The organism is Helicobacter sp. T3_23-1056 (assembly GCF_053654535.1).
Genome location: NZ_JBSIUU010000013.1, coordinates 16236 through 39518 on the forward strand (window position 1 = coordinate 16236; position 23283 = coordinate 39518).

The 23283-nt window shown below is 40.3% G+C and carries 22 protein-coding genes and 1 pseudogene; 10 read left to right on the top strand and 13 right to left on the bottom strand.

Translation table 11 applies throughout. The features are described 5' to 3' along the window. Window positions 1-94: 94 nt before the first annotated feature. Window positions 95-2389, bottom strand: coding sequence for an LTA synthase family protein (locus ACWIUO_RS07980; RefSeq protein WP_454177374.1), 2295 nt, complete (start codon window positions 2387-2389; stop codon window positions 95-97). On the opposite strand from ACWIUO_RS07980, the gene ACWIUO_RS07985 reads away from it, so the two are divergent. Beyond that, on the top strand, window positions 2389-2607 hold the full coding sequence (locus tag ACWIUO_RS07985; RefSeq protein WP_454177375.1) for a hypothetical protein: 219 nt from the start codon (window positions 2389-2391) through the stop codon (window positions 2605-2607). The two genes, ACWIUO_RS07980 and ACWIUO_RS07985, sit on opposite strands and share 1 nt — an antisense overlap. On the opposite strand, the gene ACWIUO_RS07990 is transcribed toward ACWIUO_RS07985, so the two are convergent. The 11 genes and pseudogenes from ACWIUO_RS07990 to ACWIUO_RS08040 all read right to left on the bottom strand — a co-directional run bounded on the left by ACWIUO_RS07990 (window position 2593) and on the right by ACWIUO_RS08040 (window position 12412). After that, window positions 2593-3234, bottom strand: coding sequence for a superoxide dismutase (locus tag ACWIUO_RS07990; protein ID WP_454177376.1), 642 nt, complete (start codon window positions 3232-3234; stop codon window positions 2593-2595). The genes ACWIUO_RS07985 and ACWIUO_RS07990 overlap by 15 nt on opposite strands. A 150-nt stretch (window positions 3235-3384) precedes the next feature. Beyond that, window positions 3385-6522 (bottom strand): type I restriction endonuclease subunit R, encoded by a 3138-nt coding sequence (locus ACWIUO_RS07995; protein WP_454177377.1) that lies wholly within the window; start codon window positions 6520-6522, stop codon window positions 3385-3387. Continuing rightward, window positions 6519-7865 (bottom strand): ATP-binding protein, encoded by a 1347-nt coding sequence (locus tag ACWIUO_RS08000; RefSeq protein ID WP_454177378.1) that lies wholly within the window; start codon window positions 7863-7865, stop codon window positions 6519-6521. The genes ACWIUO_RS07995 and ACWIUO_RS08000 overlap by 4 nt, the downstream gene beginning before the upstream one ends. 138 nt (window positions 7866-8003) lie before the next feature. Beyond that, window positions 8004-8930 carry a restriction endonuclease subunit S gene (locus ACWIUO_RS08005; RefSeq protein ID WP_454177430.1) on the bottom strand — a complete coding sequence of 309 codons (927 nt, stop codon included), beginning with the start codon at window positions 8928-8930 and terminating at the stop codon, window positions 8004-8006. Window positions 8931-9001: 71 nt separating this feature from the next. Then, window positions 9002-9491 (bottom strand): annotated as a pseudogene (locus ACWIUO_RS08010) (restriction endonuclease subunit S); the annotation flags it as partial. Continuing rightward, window positions 9484-9681 carry a hypothetical protein gene (locus tag ACWIUO_RS08015; protein ID WP_454177379.1) on the bottom strand — a complete coding sequence of 66 codons (198 nt, stop codon included), beginning with the start codon at window positions 9679-9681 and terminating at the stop codon, window positions 9484-9486. The pseudogene ACWIUO_RS08010 and the gene ACWIUO_RS08015, both read right to left, overlap by 8 nt. Further along, window positions 9674-10534: an ORF6N domain-containing protein gene (locus ACWIUO_RS08020; RefSeq protein WP_454177380.1), complete on the bottom strand. Its 861-nt coding sequence runs from the start codon at window positions 10532-10534 to the stop codon at window positions 9674-9676. The genes ACWIUO_RS08015 and ACWIUO_RS08020 overlap by 8 nt, the downstream gene beginning before the upstream one ends. A gap of 55 nt (window positions 10535-10589) precedes the next feature. Next, window positions 10590-11345 (bottom strand): N-6 DNA methylase, encoded by a 756-nt coding sequence (locus ACWIUO_RS08025; protein WP_454177381.1) that lies wholly within the window; start codon window positions 11343-11345, stop codon window positions 10590-10592. 26 nt (window positions 11346-11371) lie between these two features. Further along, window positions 11372-12076, bottom strand: a complete 705-nt coding sequence (locus tag ACWIUO_RS08030; protein WP_454177382.1) for a type I restriction-modification system subunit M N-terminal domain-containing protein — start codon at window positions 12074-12076, stop codon at window positions 11372-11374. Continuing rightward, entirely contained in the window at window positions 12073-12207 is a 135-nt protein-coding gene (locus tag ACWIUO_RS08035) for a hypothetical protein (protein ID WP_454177383.1), read from the bottom strand. Before ACWIUO_RS08035 ends, ACWIUO_RS08030 begins: the two co-directional genes overlap by 4 nt. Window positions 12208-12274: 67 nt before the next feature. Continuing rightward, on the bottom strand, window positions 12275-12412 hold the full coding sequence (locus tag ACWIUO_RS08040) for a hypothetical protein (RefSeq protein WP_454177384.1): 138 nt from the start codon (window positions 12410-12412) through the stop codon (window positions 12275-12277). Window positions 12413-12509: 97 nt separating this feature from the next. On the opposite strand from ACWIUO_RS08040, the gene ACWIUO_RS08045 reads away from it, so the two are divergent. Then, window positions 12510-12689 (top strand): hypothetical protein, encoded by a 180-nt coding sequence (locus tag ACWIUO_RS08045; protein ID WP_454177385.1) that lies wholly within the window; start codon window positions 12510-12512, stop codon window positions 12687-12689. A 123-nt stretch (window positions 12690-12812) separates the two neighbouring features. On the opposite strand, the gene uvrB is transcribed toward ACWIUO_RS08045, so the two are convergent. After that, the gene (uvrB, locus tag ACWIUO_RS08050; RefSeq protein ID WP_454177386.1) at window positions 12813-14822 is read right to left on the bottom strand and encodes an excinuclease ABC subunit UvrB; all 2010 of its coding nucleotides are present in this window, start codon (window positions 14820-14822) and stop codon (window positions 12813-12815) included. A 92-nt stretch (window positions 14823-14914) separates the two neighbouring features. Between uvrB and ACWIUO_RS08055 the strand changes: the two genes are divergently transcribed. The 8 genes from ACWIUO_RS08055 (at window position 14915) to ACWIUO_RS08090 (ending at window position 23243) form a co-directional block, all read left to right on the top strand. Further along, on the top strand, window positions 14915-15175 hold the full coding sequence (locus ACWIUO_RS08055) for a DUF904 domain-containing protein (RefSeq protein WP_454177387.1): 261 nt from the start codon (window positions 14915-14917) through the stop codon (window positions 15173-15175). Between the two features lie 92 nt (window positions 15176-15267). After that, window positions 15268-16470: a hypothetical protein gene (locus ACWIUO_RS08060; protein ID WP_454177388.1), complete on the top strand. Its 1203-nt coding sequence runs from the start codon at window positions 15268-15270 to the stop codon at window positions 16468-16470. 18 nt (window positions 16471-16488) lie between these two features. Continuing rightward, window positions 16489-19635 carry a replication restart helicase PriA gene (gene priA, locus ACWIUO_RS08065; RefSeq protein WP_454177389.1) on the top strand — a complete coding sequence of 1049 codons (3147 nt, stop codon included), beginning with the start codon at window positions 16489-16491 and terminating at the stop codon, window positions 19633-19635. A gap of 128 nt (window positions 19636-19763) precedes the next feature. Beyond that, a complete protein-coding gene (ccoN, locus tag ACWIUO_RS08070; RefSeq protein ID WP_454177390.1) occupies window positions 19764-21233 on the top strand; it encodes a cytochrome-c oxidase, cbb3-type subunit I in 1470 nt (489 codons plus the stop codon). A 12-nt stretch (window positions 21234-21245) separates the two neighbouring features. After that, the gene (gene ccoO, locus ACWIUO_RS08075; protein WP_454177391.1) at window positions 21246-21932 is read left to right on the top strand and encodes a cytochrome-c oxidase, cbb3-type subunit II; all 687 of its coding nucleotides are present in this window, start codon (window positions 21246-21248) and stop codon (window positions 21930-21932) included. A 12-nt stretch (window positions 21933-21944) separates the two neighbouring features. Beyond that, complete coding sequence (locus ACWIUO_RS08080; RefSeq protein WP_454177392.1) at window positions 21945-22154, top strand: cytochrome c oxidase, cbb3-type, CcoQ subunit; 210 nt, start codon at window positions 21945-21947, stop codon at window positions 22152-22154. Window positions 22155-22157: 3 nt separating this feature from the next. Continuing rightward, complete coding sequence (gene ccoP, locus ACWIUO_RS08085) at window positions 22158-23033, top strand: cytochrome-c oxidase, cbb3-type subunit III (protein ID WP_454177393.1); 876 nt, start codon at window positions 22158-22160, stop codon at window positions 23031-23033. A 9-nt stretch (window positions 23034-23042) separates the two neighbouring features. Next, window positions 23043-23243 carry a DUF4006 family protein gene (locus ACWIUO_RS08090; RefSeq protein WP_454177394.1) on the top strand — a complete coding sequence of 67 codons (201 nt, stop codon included), beginning with the start codon at window positions 23043-23045 and terminating at the stop codon, window positions 23241-23243. Window positions 23244-23283 lie beyond the last annotated feature (40 nt).

Here is a 23283-nt window from a genome sequence, read left to right on the forward strand (position 1 = left end):
AATAAAAGCAAAAAAATACAATGTCAAAAAAACGAGTGAAAATAATGAAAAATAATCTATGTTTTTAATGGAATCTATATGCAGAGTTTGCGTTTTATTTTTGATTCAATTTTTTATTCAACCGCCAAAGAAACTGCATTTGGTTTAGTCTATCAAATTTATGTTTAAAATCTTGCTTTTCTTGCGTGCTAGCACTAGGGGTAGTCTCTACTTCTAGTAAATCGCGCAGGCTAGTATATTTTGCATTGTTTTTCCATCTAAAAAGCGAACCATTATAATAAATACCCTCCCTATCAGCCCAAATCCCAGCATTTATACCAAACTCATATTTGTCAAAATCATTTTGCGCGCCTGTCTTGCCTAGTATATTTCGCCCGCCTAGTGAAAAGTATTGTGCGCTATCCAAAAATAGCTCAAAAATACTAGGAAAAATATCTTTGTGAGAGCCTACACGCAAAGGGTCATAATCAATCGCCCTACCAGAGCGTGCAAGAGAATCTTGCACTTCTTTTGGAATGTAAATATAAAGTGGGACGGCAAAATTTAGGGCATTGTAGCGTGGCACAAAAGATTTTAAATCGCGCAAGTGATGGTCGCCTGTGGCAAATACAATCGTATTTTTACCGATTTTAGAATCTTTTAGCGCGCTCAAAAATTCCCCAAAAGCATTGTTAGAATACAAAAATGAGCCTAGCACTTTTTTGGTTTTGGCTTTTTGATTTAGCGTGTTTGTAACTTCGGTGCTAATATGTGGTGCATTGATTTCATCAAATTCACTAGGCGTGATGAAAGGCGGGTGATTTGAAGTGGTGAGCGTAAAAATAGCTGTGGGTTTGGTGGCGGATTTTAGGATTTCTATAATATCTTTGTAGATATACTCATCATTGATTCCAAAGCTATTTTGATTGGTGGTTGCTTCTTGGTATTTGGATATGAGGTAGGGCGCATCGTGGATTTGATGTATGCCCTGATTTTTTAGGTATTCGGTTATATTTACCCACGAGCCAGAGCTAGAAGTAACAAACACGATGTCATAGCCATTTTTTTCTAGCACGGTAAGTGGCGCATTTGGTAGCTTTTCTTTTTTCATTTTGCCTGTGGAGATATTTATCGTAGGACTCAAAAAATACAAATCAAAAAATGATGGCGCAGTGCCTAGATGGGAGCTAAAAAATCGCCAGAAAACAAAATCTTGCGTAACGGTTTGTGTAAGATTTTGCTGTGTGGATTTGCGAGAGGTTTTTTGATGGGATTTGTGATTGAAAATATCTGCATTTATAAAATGCGTTTTTAGTTTGCCTAGCAAGTCAAGTTTTGGATTTTTGCCTTGTTGATTTTGTAGATTTTGATTTTGTAGATTTTGTGCCTGCGCATCATTTGGGAGATATTCACTCCAGCATTTTTCATCACAAAACATATCATCTAGACTGATAGCCCCGCTACCAAAACTCTCCATAAGATTTATGATGATATGTGGTTTTGGTGTGGGGTTTGTGGAGCTAGATTTTGGGCTTTTGTGATGCAGTGCAAAAAGCTCATTTTGTAGCGTGGCAAACTCTTTGTCAAACGCTTCTTTATTAGCTATGGTATAGTTATTGTCGCTTTGATAATACCCCAAAGCCCACGCAAATGCTAAAATCGGATTTGGATTTATCGCATTTATAGAAGCAAGCGTGGAAATATTGCTATCTTTTTCGCCAAGCGGAAACGAACTAAAAGAACCGCGAGCACCGATAAAAAGCAATGCTAAAAGTATCAAATTTGCTAAGATAAAGATAGGAGTTTTGACTACAAAAAAGGTTTGTAGTTTTTGAGAGAATCTATTTGATAAGATTTTGGCATTGACAAGCGCAAAAAGCGTGGCAATGACAAAAATACAGATAAGCAAAACAGCCACAGGATAATCCCTAAATATAATGCCTAAAATCTCTTTTGTGTTATCATCTTTCAGCCCAAATATAAAAATGTCAATCTTTGTTTTATACATTTCATAATAATAAAAATTTACAATGCTAAAACTTGCACACACAAAGCCTAATGCAAACGCATAAACATTATAAATGTAAAAAATCATTTTTGATAAAAAATTGTAGTTTTTTAGAAAAAATCCAAGCGGTTTTAGCACATATATAATCGCCAAATACACCATAAGCGCGATACAAATCACGCGCGTATCATACAAAAATCCATATTTATACAGAGCTAGTTTATCACTCATACTCGCACTAGAATCCACAAATGCTATTTGCATAACAAGTCGCGAAATGCTAAAAATGACTAGACTCATCACATATAGCACGACAAAGGAAAGAATATAATTTATGTTAAAAAGGAAGTTTTTATTGGGGGGGGGGGCAATGATAGAATGTGTTGTATTAGGATTTTGCATTGTTTATATCCTTTGATACATTGTTAGTCTTTGGCGTAGCAAAACAGCAGGTGAGAAATACAACAAAGCCGTATTTCTCACTATATGCACACCTGCATAACGCCAATAACACCATTTCAAACAGCCAACAAATAAAAACACTTTTTTGCGTATTGTTTTTATCTTTTTTGCTTGATTGTGTTGATTTATGGTGGTTTGTCGTGCTACTTCTTATGTAGCTCGTTTATGTAAAATCTAACCGAACTTACGCCCTCTTTTTGCGCCCATTCATAAGCCTTAGAGACAAAGCCCCAATTTATATGCGCGAAATACTTTTCCAAATACGCAGGGCGCGCGTTTTTGTGGTCGATATAATACGCGTGCTCCCACACATCTACCACAAGTAGCGGGATTTTATCCTCTGTGATGGGCGTGGCTGCGTTGCTTGTTTGCACGATTTCTAGCTTTTTGTTTTGCGCGTTTAGCACGAGCCAGCACCACCCAGAGCCAAATAGCGTAGTCGCAGAGCTCAAAAACTTCTCTTTGAAGCCATCGATTCCGCCAAATTCAGAATCTAGCGCGCTTTTTAGCTCCGCGCTCATCGCGCCCACATCGCCATTAGGCGTGATACAATCCCAATAAAAATCGTGGTTATACACCTGCGCAGCGTTGTTAAACACTCCGCCACTCGCCTTTTTGATAATGTCATAAAGCTCGGCATTTTCAAACTCGCCACCCTTAGTCAAATTGTTAAGGTTATTGACATAAGTTTGATGATGCTTGCCATAGTGAAAATCAAATGTGATAGGGCTTAGGAAGTCCCCAAAAGCGTCTTTTTGGTAAGGTAATGCTCGTAATTCAAACATAGTTTCTCCTTTATTTGTTGTGATTTGTGTGATAAATCATTCTTATCACGGAGCGCATTATAAGAAAATTTGGGTAAAAAATGGCTAAAATAAATGATAAATCTTACGAACTACATAAAATTTGCAAATGCTTTTAGCTATCCATAAACATTAAACATACTTATCCACCGCGATATTTTGCAATACCTTGCAGATTTTGGCAAAATCATTTTCGCTGATTTTCACGCCAAATCTATCCTCCAAATCCCACATACTATCTTGCAACGCGCTTTCAAATTCATTTTTGACTTCACTGCTATCAAACCATTGCGGTTTGTTGCAAACTCCAGCGTAAAATTCATCAGTTTGCAAACTTAAATCTGTGATGATTTGCTCAAAATCGCCACTTTGCAAATCTTTTATGCCATCAAAAACTTCGCCCAAAATCTCACTCAAATTATCATAAAAAGCGATTAAGCTATCTTTTTGCGCGATTTCTTGCGGATAAGATTCTTTATTGCTTACAGATTTTGTGAGTAGTTTTTCGTGCATTTGCCTTGCTAGGTTTAGCTTTTGTTCATCGTTTATTCTATGCTCTTTATAGTCATTTAGTATGCTTTCAATTTGTGCAGACAAACTTTTATAAAACGCGGGATTAGATTCTAATTTTTGGGTTATCGCATTTGAAATGGCATTTAGCAAACTATCTGCCTTTGCGCGTAAATTTTCATCTGTCCCAAGCAAACGCGCCACTTGCTTTTCAAAATCATCATCAAAGATATTTGGGATACTTCCAAGCGAATTTATCGCATTTGCACTCACAAATTTATCAAGCAGATTTTGCATTTGCGCTTCAAATTCTCCAAAATCACACGCCTCACAAAGTCGTATTTGCACCTCTTTTCGCAACTCATTAAAAAACCTTAAATCCGCCTTAAATCGCGCTATTTCTTTTTCGCTTAGCACCTCGCTCACGCACTCACTGCTTAATGCCATAGCAAAGTTGCGCGAAAATTCACACAAAATCTCTTTAAATTTATTTCGCACTTCATCATCGCGCAAAATCTCAATATAGCTCTCTTTGTCGCCACTCTTTGCCTTTGCAAAAAGCCCTTGTAAAGATTTATGCGCGTCTTTTGCTTTTTGTATCGCTTCTTTTATGTCAATTACCGCGTTTGTCAAATCCGCTTCATCAAAGCCACTTAATGGCGCATAATCACTCAAAGCCTTATCCAAATGCCCTAGTAAGCCACGATAATCGATTATTATGCCATTATCTTTGCCTTTGTAAAGTCGATTTACTCGCGCTATGGCTTGCAAAAGGTTGTGTTCTTTTAGGCTTTTATCGATATATAGCACTTTTGCGCGTGGGGCGTCAAAGCCCGTGAGTAGCTTATCTACCACGATTAGCAAGTCTATCTCATCGCCGTTTATAAACTCATCTTTGGCGTAGTTGATATATCGCGTCTCATCGTGTGCATATTGCGCTACTACTGCATTCCATTCCTTTATGACAAAATCTTTTCGCTCATTTTCAAAGCCCTCTTGCTCGTTGCTTGAAATTATAGGCGCGGTTTTTAGCTCGGTATTTTCTTTGAAAATCTTATAATAGCTCATCGCTTCGTATTTAGAATTTGTCGCCAAAATCCCCTTAAATCCTAGCCCTTTTAGATTTTCCTTAAAATGCCTTTCAATATCTATCGCGATTAAAAAAAGCCTATTTTCATTTGAAGCGATTTTTTGAAACTGCACCCATTTGCGCGATAAATCCGCCTTTTTTTCATCGCTTAGATTTCGCGTTATGGTATTAAAGCGCAAATCTAGCGCGTCTTTATCGCGTATATCTTGCTCCACAAGCCTACTTTCATACATTAGCGGGAGTATTGCTTTGTCATTGATTGCTTCTTGTATCGTGTAGCGGTGGATTTCGCCACCAAATTTTGCAAAGCTATTTTTTTCATTTTTCATCAAAGGTGTGCCTGTAAAGCCTATGTAGCAAGCGTAAGGCAGAGCCTTTTTCATAGCGCGGTGCAGCTCCCCGCTTTGTGTGCGGTGAGATTCATCGACAAGCACGAAAATATCCGCGCTTGTGTTAAATTTATCGCGTTGGCTAAATTTTGCGTATTTGAGTTTTTCAAATTTATGCACTAGCGTAGTGATTATGCTTACACCGCGTTTTAGTTTGTCTAGCAAATCATTTGAGCTAGTGGCTTGGGCGACTTTGATTTGTGTGTTTTCAAAAGTGCCTTTGATTTGCTCGTCCAAATCGATTCTATCGCTTACAACGATGATTTTGCTTTGCGAAAATTTGGCTTGAAGTAGTTTTGTAAGCATTATCATCGTTAGGCTTTTGCCACTGCCCTGTGTGTGCCAGACAAGTCCGCCTTTGCGTTTGCCATCATTTAGATTTTCTACACGCGCCAAAATGCGCTCTATGGCAAAAAACTGCTGATAACGACAGATTTTCTTTATGCCTTTATCAAACAGCACATAATGCTTTATAAGCCTTAAAAGCCTATTTTTATCACACAATGCCACTAGGCTTTTGTCCAAATTTGTAGGGATTCTGCTTGGGATAAGCGCGTGAATCTTCTCTAAAATTTGCGAATCTTGCTTTGTATCCTCCCTCCATAGACTATAAAATTGCTGTGGTGTTTTTATTGTGCCATATTTTGCATCATAGCTTCCCGCTATGCAAAGTTGCGCGGTGGCAAAGAGTCGCGGGATTTCGCTTGTCTGTTGATACATTTCAAGCTGTTTTATGCCTAGCTCGTAATTGCGCGATGACTTTTTTAGCTCGATTACTACAAGCGGGATTCCATTGACAAATAGCACTATATCAGCCCGTCTGTGCTTTTTGTCTTTATCTGCCTTGCACCGCTTTACTTCAAACTCTTCGCTTATGCTAAATACATTATTTTCAGCATTTTCAAAGTCTATGTAGCGCAGTGAAAAGCTCTTTTTTACGCCATTTATGTTTTCCTCAAAGCTACTGCCAAGTATGAGTTTGTCGCTTAAATGTTGATTCACACCCAAAAGTCCGCCATTTTGGGCGATTTGGTGTGTCGGCTCTATCTCATTTATGGCTTTTTGTATATTTGCAGTGCTAAATTTTTGCTTCACTCCGCGCACTTCAAAGCTATTTAGCGCGTTTAGTTGGGGTTGCAGTATGTCGCGCAAAATTATGTTATTTGTATCATTGCCACGCATTTTTAGCGCATTTTCAGGTGCGATATAGTCATAGCCCATAGCCTTAAAAAGCTCAATACACTGCTTTTGCAAAAATTGTTCGCTTGTGATGTCTCTCATAGTAGCACCTCCCAATGTCCGCTTTTTGTATTGCCCACGCGTCTTATCAAGCCTTGTTTTTTAAGGGCTTTGATATGTTTATCCACTGCTGTGGTGCTTATACCAAGCGTTGTCGCAAGGATTTTTACAGGTATTTGCGGGTTTTCTTGCATAAGTTTTAGCATATTTTTTTGCGCATCAACCAACCCATCAACCAACTTATCAACCAACCCATCACCCAACCCCATTTCCATTTTTTCATTAAAGACAAATTCCACCCAAAGCCCATTTTGCGCTTTAAAAGTAGGGATAATGCCATTAAATTTTTTAGATTCATCGATGATTTTTTCTATGCCTCTTCCCCACGATTCGATATATCCAGCTAAGAAAAACGGATATGCTATTGTCGGGTTATATGGCTGTGAAGCGTGTTTGTCCAAAAGCGTTTGTATATCCCAATGCGGTGGCAAATCCCCTGCATTCCATATCATAAGTCTATCATTATACACGCTTATTTGTATGTCAAACTGCGATGAGTAGTCTTTATGCACCACTGCATTTGTGAGAGCCTCTCTAAATGCGAGTTCAGAGACGGGATAGCGTTCGATTCGTTGCATTCCTTTATATGAAATCATCGCTTTTAGATATTTGCTAAAAATTAACTCCATTGCCTTATCCACTTGCGCGAATAAATTTCCACCAATAATGTCTTGGTAAGCTAGCTCACTATTTGACTCAAAAAAGCCTATTTTTATGTGGCTTCCTGTGATATATTTTTGTGGCTCTTTGGCAAAAAGTAGCGTGGTGGCTTGTTTGAAATACTCTCCATCTTTTAAATGTAGCTTTTCTAAAAGCATCTCATCGCTCTCATTTAGTAGCTCATAATCTATCCTTTTTCTATTTGCCACCTTTTCTCTAAACGCCTTAAATGCAAAGCTATCCAAATCCTTAAATTTCAAATGCACCACAGGCACACTATCCCACTTTTTGCCCTGCCTTGAAAGCAAAAATTGACTTAACGCATTGCCTTTTAGCTCTTGCACACTGCTACCACTGCGGACAAAATACGCTCCCTTATAGCTCACAGGATAAGGATAATGCTCCACACTTATGGCTAGATATTCTTTGCTATTTTCTGTATGTAGATTCACGCTTGGCACTACGCCTAGCAGATTTTGGATTTTGTTTGGGATAGTTACTAGCAAATCTTTGGCATTTTTCACGCCCACCACTTCGCCACTATCACCGCGCCCCACATAGAGTGTGCCTCCATCACTATTTGCAAAAGCACTTATCCATTTGATATATTCATCTCTCCAAATACGCTTAAACTCTACGCTTTGGGTTTCTTTATCGTGTGGCATTTTTACCTTTCTATTTCATTTATACGCAGATTTATCAAATCCGCACAATATTTTGACTTGCAAAATTCTATCATTTTATTCTTACCATTCGCTTTTTGGTGTCATTATAGAGATTCGCGTAAGCAGATTCGTGATAATCTAGCATTTTACCCTCACATTGCCGCTTAAAAGCTGTTGCATAAGTCCTCTTTTTTGCGTTTTTAGGCATTGTAGTTTTGAATCCAAAATCGCTATTTCTTTGTCGCACACGCTTAATACTTGCGCGATTTTCTTTTGCTCGGCAAGCGTGGGGAGTTTTATTTTAATGCCACTCATTACATTATTCATAAGTTTTGCATTGCCCACATAAGAAACATATTTTTTGGATATAGCATTTATAATTTCAGCAACACATTTATTTGCGTATCCATTTTTATTGATTAGAACTCCACAAACATTTGTGCAGTAAAATTTTCCAGCCCTAAAATTAACTTCACCAGCATTTGCTCCATCAGTTGTCCAAGTAATGCAATTTTCAAAAAGAAATTCTTTATAGTATCCCAATAAACCACCATTTGCCGTTTGCGATGAATATACAGGATAACAATATTCTTTATCTTGTATTTTTTTAATCTCTTTTGTTGGCAAAACATAACCCCTTGTAACTTCAAATATATCCCCTAGCCTAAATTCCTGCCATTTATCGCTAAATCCGCCAAAGCGCAGGGATTCGCCATTGCGAAAATCTGCGTTTTTGTCAAAAGTCGCAGATTCGTGGCAATCCAAAGATTCCCCCTCCCTTGCGGCAGAACCCCACCCTAAATCCCTCCCGCAAGGGGAGGGACTTGCCTTTTGTCCCCCCTCCCTTGCGGAGTCGCACCTCTCTTGTCCCCCCTCCATTGCGGTAGGGTTCGCCTTTTGTCCCCCCTCCCTTGCGGAGGGGGCTAGGGGGTGGGTCATATCAAGAGAATCTAGCACAGCTTTTGTCTTATCTTGCGCTATTTTACCCACCCCTAAATCCCCTCCGCAAGGGAGGGGACTTTTGTCGGTTTTGGATTCACAAGGTGGGGTGAGTAGGCGTTGCATAAGGGCTTTTTTGTAGCGTTGCTTTGCCTTTATAAGCAAATCAAGCGTGGCTATGGCATTATCCCACGCGCCCAAAATCCGCGCGATTTTTTCCTGCTCTTTTAGTGGCGGCAAGGGGATTTGGAGATTTGAAATCATAGGTATTGTTAATTGTGGGATACCTGCATTTGTAGCTTCTATATCAATAGAATCAATATAATTCTTTAAAAAAGCAATGATTATTTGCGAATTTGGCAAGGCAACAATAAGTCTTACTATGGGCAAAAACGGCTCTTTATGCAATATGCAATGCCCAATAGTGCCACGAGCTGAAATTGTAATGCAAGGTTTATTTACTTTTGCTTGATTCGTGTATCCATATAGTGCATTAGCACCGATTCCGTTACTGAAAATAGGGATTTGATATTGTGGCGTTTTAGTTTTTGAAAATCTATCTTTTGGCGCATCACCACCTGCAAATAATTCACAAACTTCCCCCAAGCGCACCACTTCCCAATCCTGTGGCAAAATCCCAATCTCACTTTGCCTATACCCTTGCTTTATGTTTTGATTTTTATTCATCTTTTGCCTTTCTTATTTTACTAATGGATTGCCACGATTCGCTTACGCGAATCTCGCAATGACGGGATTTTGCACTACTTTGCAAATCTTTACCCACCCCCAAACCCCACTCGTGCTGCGGGAGGGGGCTTTTTTGGGATTCCACACCGCAAGGGAGGGGGCTTTTTTGTTTGTTTTGATTTTTATTCATCTTTTGCCTTTTTAAGTTTTTCCAAAATCCCCAACGATTCATTGTCCATTTTGCTAAATGCAAACCACTTTTTGCCCAAATCTTTGAGACTTGCGCCAAAGTGATAAATCTCATCATCAATGATTAAAAATCTATCGTGGCAGAGCGCAAACTCTTTTAGCGTGAGTCTATTGCCAAATTGTGCGTTAAATCTAGCAATGTCAAGGCGCAGGGACTTTGAAATGCTTTTGGTAAAAAGCGTGATTTTGGCGTTTTTGTTTTTGCTTAAAAGGGTGAGCGTAGATTCATCGATATAATTATCCACAAGAAAAACGCGCTTTTTTGCCTTTTTGATAAGTTCGCTCACAAAAGCATAGGATTCATAAATCTGCCCATCATAAAAAATACCCTGCTTTGGTGGCTCGTTTTGTAATGCTTTGGTAAGTTTGGCTATGCTTTTATCGTGGTTATTTAGTCTTTGCTCTATGCGCTCAAATCGCTCAAAGGGCGTGTTTGCTATGATTTGTCGCATTTGCGCAAATGCCCTTATGATAAAAAGGCTTGTTTGCGTGGCGATGGGACTTTTTAAGATTGTAGCAAGCATATAAATGCCTTGTTCTGTGAAAACTTTTGGCAAGACGCGCGTTTTGGCAAAATTTGCGGTCGAAATTTTCGACTGCAAAATCTCAAACTCATCTTTATTTAACTCGAAATAAAAATCGCTTGGGAATTTATCGGCATTATTTTTCACTGCTTCATTTACGCGCTTTGTCTCCACCCCATAAAGCTCGGCTAAATCCCTATCTAGCATTACTTGGGCGTTGCGAATCGTGTGGATTTTGGCTTTGATATTTTGTGGCGTTAAGTCATTCATTTTTGTGTTTTTCCTTTTAAGTTTTTATTATAGATACAATATTTTATCAAATATTTCATATCCCCAACTCCCTTAAATATCCATTCATTTCTTTTTGGATTGAATCTAGCTCGTTTTCAAGGCGTGAAATCTCGTGCTTTGTGGCATTTAAGTCGATAGTCTCTTCTTCATCAAAGCTATCGACATAGCGGGGTATGTTTAGGTTGTAATCATTTGCTTTGATTTCATCTAATGTCGCTAAATGCGCGTATTTAGCGATAGATTCGCGACTTTTGTAAGCGTGTAAAATCTTTGTGATATGCTCTGTGTCAAGTTTGTTTTGATTTTTGCCTTTTTGATAGTCTTTTGAAGCGTCTATGAAAAGCACATTAAAATCAGCTTTTTGCTTTTTAAAAATCAAAATGCACGCGGGGATACTCGTGCCAAAAAATAGATTTGCAGGTAGCCCGATAACCGCGTGGAGCAGGTTTTTGTCGATAAGATTTTGGCGGATAGCTCCCTCACTAGCCCCGCGAAACAAAACGCCGTGTGGGAGTATGACTCCCATAGTGCCGTTGTCATTAAGAGATGCCAACATCTGCAACACAAAGGCATAATCGCCCTTGCTTTTTGGCGGGATACCAAATTTGAAGCGATTAAAAGCGTCATTTTGGGCGACTTCCTCGCCCCATTTATCAAGGCTAAAAGGCGGATTTGCCACCACAATGTCAAATCGTTGCAATTCGCTTGGCGAAGTGGTGTGCAAAGGATTGCGAATCGTATCGCCCCATAAGATTTTGGAGTCGTTTATCTCGTGGAGAAACATATTCATTTTGCAAAGGGCGTGGGTTTGCCCATTTAAAGCCTAAAATTTGCGTTTTTGTGTTGCGAAGTGAGTGTTTTTGCGACTTTGATAAGCAAAGAGCCAGAGCCACAAGCGGGGTCATACACGCTTACGCCATCTTTTGGCTCGACAAGCTGTGCTAGTAGTGATGAAACTGCGCTTGGCGTGTAAAATTCTCCGCCTTTTTTACCCGCACTCTCGGCAAAATGCGCGATAAGATATTCGTAGGCATCGCCTAAGCAGTCATTGTCCTCCAAATGCGATGGACGCAAATCAAGGCTAAAATCGCTAAAATCTTCTAGCAAATTTTTTAGCAAGGCGTTGCGCTCTTTGGTATCGCCTAATTTGTTTTTGTTGTTGAAATCAATGCTACGAAAAATACCCTCTAATTTTTCGCTATTATCCTGCTCGATTTTCTCTAACGCGGTGTTGATAATCTCACCTAAATTTGGGGACTCTTTTTGGCTAAGCAAGTAGTCAAATGTGCAAGTTTTATCAAGAAAAAATCGCTGTGTTTTTAGCTTTGCCTCTATGCGCTCGGTGTTGCCGTTGTATATCTGCGTGAGCTGCTCGACTTTTTCTTTGTGAAAATCGCTTAAATACTTGATAAAAAGCATTGTAAGGATATAGTCCTTGTAGTCGCTATTGTCCATAGAGCCACGAAAGGTGTCGCAGGCTTTCCAAACGATATTGTTTATGGTGGTTTGTGTGGTTTTCATTGTGCGTTCCTTTGGGTAAAATTTATGTTTTGCGTAATTTTATCTAAAATCGCCTTTGAAAAGTTTTGATTGTGTAAGATAAGTGAGTGCAAAATTTCATCTTTTCTTTGGGCTAGTGTTAGGATTTGCATTATTTTTTCTTGCTTGTATGTGGCGATGAGCGGGATTTTTAGCTTTGATAAATCGCTTAATTTTCTTTTAAGAAAATACTTTGGTTACAAGTTTTAAGCCAACATATAATAGCAATGATAGCTTAAGTTCGTATTTTATTGTGATTTTGTCATTACGAGAAAATCCGCTAGCATATCCGTGGCAATCAAAAGATTCCGCCTCCATTTCGCAAGAACCCTAAATCCCTCCCGCAAGCGAAGGGATTCGCCATTTGTCCCCCTCCATTAGCACGATGGGGCTAGGTGGTGGGTAAATTTCACCCTTGCAAGATTTTACAACGCCAAATCAAAACATTCCAAACAAAAAAATCCGCACAAAAAAATCCGCCATTGTGAGGCGATTCAACGAATCGCCGAAGCAATCCACACACCCCAATCGTCATTGCGAGAATCCACACCCCGAATCGCCATTGCAAGAATCTAGCATTTTGTCAAAAAACTAGATTCGTGGCAATCTGCATTTGCGCTGTCATTGCAAGACTTACTTGTAAGCAATGCAAATCCGCTAGATTTTTCGCATCAATCTATATCTTTGTCGCGTTTGAAGCAAATATCTAAGCAATCTCTCACATCGCCTTGATTCTAGCGATTTCATCGCGTAGTCGTGCGGCTTCTTCAAATTCTAAATTTTTAGCGGCTTGTAGCATTTGTTTTTTTAGCTCTTTTATGATAGATTCTCGCTCGCTTTTGGGGATTTTCGCGCCTTTTTTGCGCCCTGATTCATAGAGTTGGGATAATCCGCTAGATTCGATTTTTAGCTCCTGCTCGACATTGCGTGAGACGCCCTTTGGCGTGATATTATGCGCTTTGTTGTAAGCCTCTTGCTTGCCTCTGCGATAGTCCGTGATTTCAAACGCCCGCTTCATCGACCCCGTAATCACTATCTCGCCATTTTTATCTTTAGCAGAATATAAAATTACCTTACCCTCCACATTTCGCGCCGCGCGCCCCATCGTTTGGATTAGGCTTGTCTCACTGCGTAAAAACCCCTCTTTATCCGCGTCTAATATCGCAATGAGGCTAACTTCGGGCAAATCAAGCCCCTCGCGCAAAAGATTTATCCCCACAAGCACATCAAATTCGCCCAAGCGCAGAGCGCGTATGAGATGATTGCGCTCGATAGCGTCTATGTCGCTGTGCATATAGCGCGTCTTTATGCCTAGCTCGCTGTAATATTTTGTCAGTTCCTCCGCCATCTTTTTGGTAAGCGTGGTAATCAAAACGCGCTGTTTTTTCTCCACGCGGATTTTGATTTCATCGAGCAAATCAAGCACTTGATTGCCACTATCGCGCACTTCATAAAGCGGGTCAAGCAACCCTGTGGGGCGGATAATCTGCTCGGCGATATTATCCCCGCTAAGCCCTATCTCAAGCTGTGCGGGCGTGGCAGAGACAAAGAGAAAATGTGGGGCTTTGGCGATAAATTCCTCAAACATTAGCGGGCGATTATCTAGCGCGCTAGGCAGGCGAAATCCATACTCCACAAGCACTTCTTTGCGACTTCTGTCCCCCGCATACATTCCGCCAAATTGTGGCAGGCTCGCGTGGGACTCATCGACTATGACTAAGTAGGGCTTGTTTTTTTGCTCGAAATAATCTAACAGACAATATGGCGTCTCCCCTGCTTTCTTGCCTGTGAGATGCCTCGCGTAGTTTTCGATGCCCTTGCAGATTCCACTTTCGCGTATCATTTCTAAATCAAACTCTGTGCGCCCCTTTAACCGCTGATATTCGACTTCTTTATTTTGCGCTTTAAATTCTAAAAGTCTAGAATCTAGCTCCACTTCGATATTGTGAATCGCCTCGCTTAGGCGATTTGCCCCGACTATAAATTGATTTGCCGCGTAAAGCACGAATGAATCTAGCACTTTTAGCTTTTGTCGCTCCAATGCCTCATACACCGCGATTTGCTCCACCTCATCGCCAAAAAACTCTATGCGGATAAACTCGCTCTCATTATACGCAGGGAAAATATCCACCACCTCCCCGCTCACGCGAAACTCCCCACGCTCAAACGCCGTGTCATTGCGCGTGTAGCCCATATCTACAAGTTTGATGAGAAACTCTTTTTGGTTGCGCGACTCGCCTACCTCTATTTTTTCTATCATTGTGAGGTATTCAGCGGGGTTGCCTAGCCCGTAGTTCGCACTCACGCTCGCCACGACTATGACATCATCATACGCAAGTAGCGAAGTAGTCGCGCTTAGGCGCAGTCGCTCCAAATCGTCATTTATGCTCGAATCCTTTTCTATGAAAAGGTCGCGGCGCGGAATGTAGGCTTCGGGCTGATAATAGTCAAAATGGCTTATGAAATACTCCACTTTATTGCGCGGGAAAAAGCCCTTAAACTCGCTATAAAGCTGGGCTGCAAGGGTTTTGTTATGCGTCATTATAAGCGTTGGCATATTTAAGCTAGCGATGATATTTGCCATAGTGAATGTTTTGCCACTGCCTGTAACGCCTAGTAGCGTGGCATATCGCGCCCCTTGTGAGAAACTACGCGTGATTTTGCTAATGGCTTGTGGCTGGTCCCCTGCGGGGGAGTATTGCGATTCAAGGGTGAAAGATTGCGACATTTTATAATCCTAATCTAATGAGATTTGCAAATTTTTGCGATACAATTATATTCAAACTCTTAATGCTTTTAAAATTATTTTAAGGAAAAACAATGTCTTTGATACAGAATCTGGAGGCAAAAATAGATTCTATTTTGCAAAGCTATGAGGAACAAATAAGCGAGATAAACGCGCTAAAATCTAAGATCAAAAGCCTAGAATCTATGGCGCAACAAAAGGATTTGCAAATATCTGGGCTATATGAGGAAATCGCCCAAAGAGACAAGGCGATAGAATCGCTGTATAATAAAATCAATGATAAAATCCCTAGCACCAAAAGCCAAGAAGCGCAAAATCAAACTACACCAAAATAACGCTAACATAATCTAAAATCAAACATTATATTACAGCAAATATGACATTTGAGTCGCGCTTATGTCGCGCTAAAAAGGATTGATATGGGATTTTGCGATGGAATGATAAAAATCCAAACTTGCATAACAAATCATTGCAAATCATCACAAAAAGGGATTTTGTAATGCCAAAATCTAGCCCGACTAACGAGTGGGAGAGGCGGCATAAGCCTATCGATAAACAGCTAGAATCTAGTGCGGATAGCAAGCTGCAAAAAGGTGTCGATGAACAGCTAGAAATCAACATTTCTGGGCGTAAATTTAGCATTTCTCTAAAAGGTTTTGAGCCAAATGCTATAACAGAAATCAAAGAATTGCTACAATCAAAAAACTTAGATTTGCTAGACTTGATACGAGCGTATCTAAACTCTGTGCAATCTAAATGCGAGCTAGAATCTAAGATAGACTCTATCGACCAAAAGCTTAACCACGCGCTAGCACGGATTTCTAGCCAAGACACATTGCAAGATTTTGCTAAAAATATCGCAGATAGTGGCAAAAATAACGATACAAATAGCCAAGAAGAAACGCTAGATGAAGTAGAAATGCAAGATAATTTGGAGGATTTTCAAAATGATAATTTTGGGGATTTTGCAAGCCATAGTGGCGAGGCTTATGGTGGGTTTGGAGAGTTTGGGTGGCTAGGGGGGATTAGCCTGCACGATAGACGCGAGATAGATAGCCTCATAAGCGATGATGAGCTAGATAGGATAATGGCACAAAAAGAAAATGAATATACCGATGATATAGATGAGGGCAAGCAATCAAACAGCGATAATAACACGGATAAAGAACATAACAAGCAAATAAACGATGAATCAAAGCAAAATAATGAAGCAAAATCTAACGCAGAAAAATCTAGCGACACAGAATCTAGCAAATCAACATTTAGCGAAACAAATATCAAAACAAAATCTAGCAAGCCACAAAATGATGAAACAACCGACAAAAACTTAGCGCAAGGGCAAGTAGATTCTATAAAATTAAACCAAGCACAATTTGATTTGGGGGATTTTGATACGCAGATTTTACAAACAAATGAGAATCAAAAACCAAATGAGCAAAACAATTCGCAATCCAAAACACATACAAAAACCCCGCCTAATTTTGATTTTTTGTCTGATAGTGCGACATTGCGCCCCATATCACGCCCTAAGAAAAAAAAACTCGATACTACCAAGCAAGATTTGACTTCTAGCCTAGATTCTAGCGCAAAATCGCGCCTGCGCGCTATCACAAAGTTTTTTAAATCCTAAGATTTTTGGGCAAAAATAATGAATTATTATCTTATCTCGCCATTTGGTGTGAAATCCCCACCTTTTACTTACAAGGCAACGCATAATTATGCAAAAGGCACGCTTGTAGAGATTGACTTGAAGGAAAAAAAGGTGCTAGGCGTGGTGCTAGGCGTGGTGGCAAAACCTAGCTTTGAATGCAAAGAGGTGGTGGGGCAAAGGGGGTATTTTGATAGTAGGCAAGTGGAGTTGGCAGAGTTTGTGGCGTATTATTATTATGTGGGGGTTGGGGAGGTGTATAATCTAATGCAACCACATTATGTTAATGAGGGCAATTCGTCTTTGGGTTCTTTGGGTAATGGCAATTTGTCTGCGGGTAGTCATTGCATAGATTTTGCAGATTTTGAGAGTTCGCAGGCAAGAGAGCCTAGCTCACTCCCAAAATCTGCAAAAAACTCCACAAGCACCACCTCACCAACTTCGATTGATAAAAAAAATGGCGAGGATTATTTATCGCAAGATTCTATCACAAATGCGTATTTTAGCGCAAATAGAGATAGTTCGTCATTGCGAGCGAGCGATAGCGAGCGTGGCAATCCACTTTTTAACAATAACAAAATAGATTGCCACGCAAATGCGGACGCATTTGCTCGCAATGACGAAAAAAATTCCCCCTACCCAAATCATCAAAATGTGGCGGAGGGGGCTACAAATGATAAAAATAATCCCCCCTCCCTTGCGGAGGGGGCTAGGGGGAGGGTAGATTCTAATGTAGAATCGTCATCGCAAGCGGATTTGCAAAATCCGTGTGGCACAAGCCCACAGCTACGAAGTAGCGATTTGTCGCATAAGCGCGAGTGGGCGCAGTTGCACAAGCAAAATCCACTTTTTGACAACAACAAAATAGATTGCCACGAATTTGCAACTTTTGACAAAGTCGCAAATTCTCGCAATGACAAAATAGATTCCACCTCACAAAACTATCAAAATATGGCGGAGGGGGCTAGGTGGAGGGTAAAATCCACATTAGAATCTAGCCCAAAATCTAGCCAAGAAATCAACACAGAATCGTCATTGCGAGCGAGCGATAGCGAGCGTGGCAATCTATCATCTTGTCATACTGCGCAAAGCGAAATATCCAAACAAAAAACACAGGGGGATATTTCGGCTTTTTCAAAGCCTAAATACGACAAGACAATCATTGACAAAACAATAGATTGCCACGCAAATGCGGACGCATTTGCTCGCAATGACGGCGATACTTGTCATACTGAGGGAGCGCAAGCGACCGAAGTATCTCAATCACAGCTTAAAAATAGAGATATTTCGGGCTTAAACCCTCAATATGACAAGAAAATCATTGAAAAAACAATAGATTGCCGCGCATTAGATTCCGCAGAATCTAATGCTAGCAATGACAGCGCAAAACATATCCTAAAATCTAACAATGAAGTTACCATTTGCCATACTAAAATCTTTACGCCCAAAGTATCTAAAAATCCATATTTTTTCAACCTAAATCCCCTTAGCGATGCCCAAAAAAGCGCGTTAGATTTTGTGAGTGATAAGCCTATAAGCCTGCTTTTTGGCGATACAGGCAGTGGCAAAAGCGAAATCTATTTTCACCTAATCGCTTCAATGCTAAATCAAGGGAAAACCGCTCTTTTTTTGATGCCTGAAATCTCGCTAACGCCACAAATAGAAAGCAGGCTAAAAAGCGCGTTTGGGGATTTGGTTGGAATCTGGCATTCAAAAGTAAGCCAAAAATCTAAAAAAGAGATTTTAGCCAAACTAGAATCTAGTGAGCTAAAAATCATCGCAGGTGCGCGCTCTGCGCTATTTTTGCCATTGCAAAATCTAGGGCTTATAATCATTGACGAAGAACACGATGATGCGTATAAATCGTTTAAAAATCCGCGCTATAACGCACGCGATTGCGCGATGTATCTAGCCAAAAAATGTGGCATACAAGTAGTGCTAGGCTCAGCCACCCCAAGCCTCTCAAGCTACTATCTAGCAAAAAAAGGTGGTTATCTCTACCGCTTAAAAGGGGTGTTTTTTGAAAATGCAACAAAACAATATATCTTTGAAAATGCCCCCACAAGCCTAACAAGCAATCTTTTAGCCCATATAAAATCCACCATAAAATCCAAAAAACAAGCAATCATTTTTGTGCCTACAAGGGCAAATTTTAAGGCATTATTATGCCAAGAATGCGGATATGGATTTGCCTGCCCATTTTGCAGTGTAAATATGAGCTTGCATATCAAAAAAAACTGCCTTGTTTGCCATTATTGTGGCTATGCACAAATAATCCCAAAATCCTGCCCACAATGCCAAAGCCCAAACCTAACCACCAAGCGAGTAGGCACACAACAAATCGCAGATGAATTGCAAAATGCCTTTGTAGAATCCAAAAAAGATGGCGAAATATTTAATAATATAAAAATAGGAATCTTTGACAAAGACCATATCACTACAAGTGGCAAGCTAAATAAGACATTAAAAGAGTTTAAAAACGGCGAAATTAACATACTTGTCGGCACGCAAATGCTCTCAAAAGGGCACGATTATCACAATGTCGAGCTAGCGGTGGTGCTAGGGATTGACTATGTGCTAAATGGAGGGGATTTTAGGAGTTTTGAGCGCGGGGTCGCACTGCTTCATCAAATCGCTGGGAGAGCGGGGCGAAAAAGCAGTGGCAAGGTATTTATCCAAAGTTTGCAAACACAATGGATAAAAGGATTTTTGGGGGATTATGAGGAGTTTTTGGCGTGGGAGGAAAAAAGACGGAGCAAAAACTATCCGCCGTTTAGAAAACTTGTGATGATTCATTGTGCCAATAAACGACAAGAAAAAGCAAAAGAGCAAATGCACGAGATTTTGCAAATCCTAAAAATGCAAAAAAAGATTCATATCATCGGCTATGGTAGCAACGCTATCGAGCGCATAGCTGGCAAATGGAGGTTTCACATACTGCTAAATGGCGAAAAAATCAGCGATATATTAGACGCGCTAAATGCCCTGCAAAATCAAACAACAATCCGTAATGGCAAACCACAAAAATGGGTAAAATCTACACAAAAACATAGCCAAGATTCACAGGACAAAAACACTCATTCTCAAAAAGCCCTTGTTATCGACAAAAGACTTGAAGTTGATATTGATTGTTTGGATACTTTGTAAAAAATCTAGCTAAATCTATTTGCAAAATGTAGCCTATTTTGAAAAAAATCAACAAATTTAAGGATACAAAAATCAAAAAAAGGTTAGAATAGCTTTGATTTATATTTCTTAGGAGAAAAGGAGAGTAGATGCAAGACAATGCAGCAACTTTAGAATATGATTATTCTATCGCAAAATTGTTTTTGTTTTCAACGCTTGCATTCGGGTTTATCGGTATGCTTATCGGCGTTGTTTTGGCGTTTCAGCTGGCGTTTCCTGATTTAAACTACATCGCTGGCGAGTATGGAATCTTTGGGCGACTTCGACCACTTCACACAAATGGAATCATTTATGGTTTCACTCTTAGCGGGATTTGGGCTGCGTGGTATTATTTGGGACAAAGGGTGCTAAAAATCACTTACCACCAACACCCACTTCTAAAATTCATAGGCTTAGCGCATTTTTGGATTTATATCGTGCTTATGCTTGCAGCAGTGATTTTGCTTTTTGCAGGCTTTACACAATCAAAAGAATACGCTGAACTTCCTTGGATTTTGGACTTGGTAGTCGTAGTCGTTTGGGTGCTATGGGGTGCGAGTATGTTTGGCTCTATGGGCGTTAGACGCGAGAATGTGATTTACATTTCGCTATGGTATTTTATGGCGACTTTTACTGCTATTGCTGTGCTATTTATTTTTAACAACCTTGCGATTCCTACTTATCTTGTCGCTAGCACAGGGAGTGTCTTGCATTCTATCTCACTATATGCAGGTAGCAATGACGCCCTTATCCAATGGTGGTGGGGGCACAATGCTGTGGCATTTGTTTTCACTTCTGGGGTTATCGGCGTGATTTATTACTTTTTGCCAAAAGAATCTGGGCAAAGCGTATTTTCTTACAAACTCACGCTATTTTCATTTTGGAGCTTGATGTTTATCTACATTTGGGCTGGCGGACACCATGTCATTTACTCTACCGTGCCTGATTGGGTGCAGACTCTAGGTTCAGTGTTTTCTGTGATTTTGATTTTGCCATCTTGGGGGACTGCGGTAAATATGCTTCTCACAATGCGCGGGCAATGGCATCAACTAAAAGAATCCCCGCTTATTAAGTTTTTGATTTTGGCTTCGACATTTTATATGCTATCCACGCTAGAAGGACCGATTCAATCTATCAAATCTGTCAATGCGTTGGCACACTTTACTGATTGGATTGTAGGGCATGTCCACGATGGTGTGCTAGGCTGGGTAGGATTCACGCTCATTGCGGCGTGCTATCATATGTTGCCTAGAATGTTTAAGCGCGAAATCTACTCTAGAAAGATTATGGATATACAATTTTGGATTATGACTATTGGGATTGTATTTTACTTCTCTAGTATGTGGATTGCGGGCATTACGCAAGGTATGATGTGGAGAGATATGGACCAATACGGCAATCTAGCGTATCAATTTATCGACACTGTTAGCGTGCTATTCCCATATTATCTTATCCGTGCGATTGGCGGGACATTGTATTTGGTAGGTTTTGTGATGTTTATTTACAACGCCATAATGACAATGACTGCAGCAAAAGAGCTAGAGAGTGAGCCAAAATCTGCCTCACCTATGGCTGCTTAAAAGGAGGTAGCAATGTTTAGTTGGTTAGAAAAAAATCCTTTCTTTTTTACAGTGGCGTTTTTGTTAGTGTTTTCTATCGCAGGGCTTGTAGAGATTTTGCCAGATTTTTCTAAGTCATCTCGCCCTATTGATGGGTTAAAGCCATATAGCTTGCTAGAGACTGCAGGCAGGCAAGTGTATATGAAAGAGGGTTGCTATAATTGCCACTCTCAACTTATCCGCCCTTTTCAGTCTGAAACCGATAGATATGGTATGGCAAGTCTAAGCGGTGAATACGCTTATGATAGACCATTTTTGTGGGGCTCTAAGCGGACAGGACCAGACTTGCATAGGATAGGGGATTCTCGCTCCACAGATTGGCACGAAAATCATATGTTTGACCCAAAAAGTGTAGTCCCAGCTTCTATTATGCCTGCATATAAACATCTTTACGATAAAAATGTAGATTTTGAGACAGCGTATGCAGAAGCCCTCACTCAAATGGAAATCTTTAGCGTCCCTTATAACACTCAAGGTGGCGTATCCATCGGCACAAATATCGAGGAAGCAAAAGAAATCTATCTAAAAGAGGCGGAAGCACTTGTCGAAGATATGAAAAGTCAAGACATTAAAGACTATTTAGAAAAAGGTGAAGTCAAAGAAATCGTAGCACTAATCGCCTATCTAAATAGTCTAGGGCAAAGCAGAAGAACAAAATAAAAGGCAAGAGGTATGACAGCTCAATATATCGAATACATAAGGGTTGGTGCGTATTTTGTCGTTACTATACTTTTGATTATATTTTTGTATTCGTATGCGATTTCTATGTGGCGCAGACAAAAAAAAGGTATCCGCGACTATGAGAAATACGGCGATTTGGCTGTCAATGATAGCCTAAATGATGAGCTAGTCGAACCTCGCACAACATCAACAAAGGAGTAGGCAATGAATTGGTCAAATGACAGCGTCATTAAAATCACCCTTTTGGGTGCGGTAGTAATCTTGTTGATTACGATTTATGTGGTGGGCTTTTATTTCAAAAAAATGAAAGACGCAAAAGCAGAAGGAGAGCTAACAGAGCATTATTGGGACGGAATCGGCGAGTTTAAAAACGACATTCCTGTGGGCTGGGTGCTTATCTTTATGGGGCTTATCGTGTGGGGGCTTTGGTATATTTTTGTGGGCTATCCATTAGGCACTTTTTCTCAAATCGGGCAATACAACGAAGAAGTCCAAAACAATAACGCGATATTTGAGCAAAAATGGCAAGGGCTTAGTCAAAGCGAAAAAGTCGCTATGGGTGAAGGACTTTTTTTGGTGCAATGCTCCCAATGCCACGGAATCAACGCTGAAGGAATGGACGGCAAAGCACAGGATTTGCGCTCTTGGGGCAAAGAAGAGGGAATCATAAAAGTCATCACAGAGGGGAGCAAGGGGCTAAATTATGCAGGTGGAGAGATGACTCCGGGCTTGCTAGAAGATGAAAACGAAAAGCGACAAGTCGCTGCCTATGTGATGCAGACTTTTTCCCCTGCGCAAGCTACAAAATACTCTCAAGAAGATGTCGAAGCGGGCAAGGCTGTGTATGAGATGATTTGTGTAACTTGCCACGGCGAAGATGGCAAGGGCAATGGCTCAGAAATCGAGGGTTTTGCTGCGGATTTGACAGAATATGGCAACTATGAGTTTGTAAAGCATATCTTGCGCGATGGCAAAAAAGGCTTTATTGGCAAAATGCCATCATTTAGCTATGCAAACTTTAATGACATTCAAATCCAAGCACTTGCTGCGTATATCAACTCACTCAAAGTGCGAGACTAAGGAGGCAATATGAATGGTTTATTTGGTATAAATGGACTTTTTGGGTTTCTTGTGGCTGTGGTGCTTGTAGTGGTGCTAGCGATTTGCTTTGGCGTGGCAGCGGCTACGATTCAGAGTGAAAACTCGACAAACTACTATATCATCAAAGATAGTGGAAATATCGAAGCACAAAGCGCGGATAACAAAGACCACTTTGAAGATGCAAAATAAGGAGATAAAATGCTAACAACGCTAGAAAAATTACTTGGAC